At 65.6% G+C, this 2,749-nt stretch carries 1 protein-coding gene and 1 pseudogene; both read right to left on the bottom strand.

The window, feature by feature from the left end; genetic code table 11:
• Positions 1–199: 199 nt before the first annotated feature.
• Positions 200–937 carry a class I SAM-dependent methyltransferase gene (locus tag ABZV06_RS31995; RefSeq protein WP_355245196.1) on the bottom strand — a complete coding sequence of 246 codons (738 nt, stop codon included), beginning with the start codon at positions 935–937 and terminating at the stop codon, positions 200–202.
• Between the two features lie 241 nt (positions 938–1,178).
• A pseudogene (locus tag ABZV06_RS31990) lies at positions 1,179–2,410 on the bottom strand (IS701 family transposase).
• Positions 2,411–2,749: the final 339 nt, after the last annotated feature.

The following is a 2,749-nucleotide window of genomic DNA, read 5'->3' as shown; positions in this document are numbered from 1 at the left end:
TCGATCCATACCCGTCTACCGACCGAATCACCCTCATCGATCGGACCGGCTGTGCGACACACCCGCCCAACCCACAAACCAAACGCGCTCTTAGCGTGGCTCAACCGTGCCGGCCGCGAACTGCGCGTCGCCTGACGAAACCCTTACCCAAGGGCGTAGGAGTAGCGCGTCCTGCCGCCCGCAGGTAACCGGCAGACCTCTAACTCGGTTTACGGGCACTTACCAGGTGAGTCGACAGCCAGGGACCGCTCCACCACAACCGCCAGCCTAAGCCGCGCCGACTTACTTCGGCCATACCGAGGTGCCGCAGTCGTTGCTGGTACTGACGGGTGCCGCTAAGGTCAGCGATCAGCAATCGCCCTCCGGGCCGCAGTACCCGCACCGCTTCATTCATCGCACGGTCTCGGTCATCAAGCGCTTTAAGGTTGTGCACAGCCACATTGGAGACGACCACGTCGAACGATTCATCCGCCAGCGGTAGCTGGATCAAGTTGCCGGTATGAAGCTCGACGCGATCCGCGACACCCGCAGCGGCCGCATTGCGCATGGTCGCGTCCGGGTTGTTGCCCGATTGGTCAGCACGCCAGAGGTCGACGCCGACCGCTCGCCCGGCAGGGACCCGCTGCGCTGCGGAGATCAATAACGCGCCGCGACCGCAGCCGAGATCCACAACCTCTTCGCTACCGCGCAGCTTCAGCTCGTCGAGCAGCCGCCCCCAGACCACGAACTTCCCGACCCGGGAGGCATAGAGGGCCAACAAGCAACAGGACAAAATCAGTGCGGTGCCGACCAGCGGCCAGAACGTCTGCTGGACAACAGCTTGGGCAATACCGGCACCCATCAGCACCACCGGCACGATCAGAAGCCGCGGAGCGTCGATCCCGTAGTCGCCCGGCGGCCTGGATTTCGGCATCTCACTGGCCGGATCATGATTCACATCGCGGTACGTTATCCGCTACGGACGGAAAAATCTGCCCCGCCGGACGACCGAAGCAGCCGAAAAATCTCGTCAATGATCGCCTTGGCTTGTGAGACGCACTGATCTCGGCGAAAGCGCGCTCCGCGACGCAAGGCGGCGTTACGCCCCCTACCTGCAGTGCGTCATGCTGGTCCAAACCTCGCTCCACGAGGGTGGGGTCAACAACCAACGAGCCGTCGCGAGGTCGTCCGGATGCGTCCTAGTACTCCAGCCGTACCTGGTGGAGGTGAAGTCTTCGCTGGTAGTGGGCTGTTTTGGCGCGGTATTGGTGTCGGCGTCGCCATCGTGACCATCGATGGATGTGGTCGAAGGGTCGGATGGTGGTGATCAGGTGTGCCAGCAGACGGCGGACCTCGCCGAGGGTGAGGGGGATGAGGCCGTCGTCGGATTCGGTGCCCCCTTTTTGGCGTGGGCGGCGGTGACGGCGAGGTAGGCGTGGGCGTACAGAACGAGAGTTATGTGGCGGTACCAGGCGTCGTAGCGACGCACCTGATGATGGTCCAAGCCGATCTCGGTCTTCGCGGTCTGGAAGCATTCCTCGACCGCCCACCGGGTCCCGGCGATCTGGTGATGCTGCGGCGGATCAGCAACCAGTGGCCGTAACCGTCGTCGGTACCGGGGAGGGAGGCCACGGCCCAGTCGTAGAGTCGTGGTCCTTTGGCGCCGGCGCCACAGCTACGGCGCTTCCATGCCAGGGCCGGCGCGTTGGCGGCGAGGACGTCCGGGCGGGAGTTGCCCACCGTGGTCGGGACCCGCTGGTTGCGGGGCACGGCCAGGACATAGCCCATCCTGTGCTGCTGCAGCCAGGTCCGGAATTTCGAGTCCTGTCCGTATGCCTCGTCGGCGGTGACCCATCGCGCCGGCAGGCCGGCGGTGATGGCGCGTTCGATCATCCGCAGGCCCAGGGCGGGTTTCGTGGCGAACCCGACGCTGGCTGCGATGCCGGCTTCCTCGCGGCGGGCGGGGTCGTCGCACCAGCCGCGGGGCAGATACAACTCCCGGCGTGCGCCCGGCCGGGCTGGCATAGGCCAGGAACACCCCGAGCTGGCAGTTCTCCGTCCGCCCGGCCGTGCCCGAGTACTGACGCTGCACCCCGGCCGACTTGATGCCCTTCTTCAGGAACCCGGTCTCGTCGACAATCAGCACACCGTCGTCGTGACCGAGGTGCTCGGACACGTAGGCGAACAGATCATCGCGGACCGCGTCCGGGTCCCACGCGGACCTGTTGAGCAGCCGCTGCATCCGGTCCGGCGTCGCATCGCCGGCAGCCTCGGCCAGGGTCCAGCCGTTCTTGCTGGCCAAGGGTGACAACAGCCCGACCAGGTAGGTCAACGCCTGCCGGCGCGGTTCCGCACGCCCGAACCGGTGCGCGAACCGCGCCAACAGATCATCCAAACCCGCCCGCCAGCCCACGATCTCATCGATCAACACAAGCACGGGAGCCTGCCGGCGCTTCGACCGACCACAACAGACAGACGGTGCGATCACGTCACCCGTGAGCCGGTAGCATCGACATCCGCAGCTACGTGGCAGGCTCAACTACGTCGTCGATCATGCCAGTGAGCTGCCGAAACTCCAGATCAGGCAACTGCGGCTGGAGTACTAGGCCGTGTGTCTAAAGCCCCTGGCCGGCCTGCGGAGGCCGTGAGGACCGGCCGTTTCGGCCGTTGGTGAACCGCCGCTCGCGGGCCCGTGGTCCGGCCGGATCGGAGCCGCCCGCTCCATTGAGCGTGATGCCTGTGGGGCATCAAGATGACTCACAGGCATCAC

The sequence above is a fragment of the Micromonospora sp. NPDC005172 genome (assembly GCF_040608555.1).
In the GTDB taxonomy this organism is placed as follows: domain Bacteria; phylum Actinomycetota; class Actinomycetes; order Mycobacteriales; family Micromonosporaceae; genus Micromonospora.
This window is presented reverse-complemented; position numbering and strand designations above follow the sequence as displayed.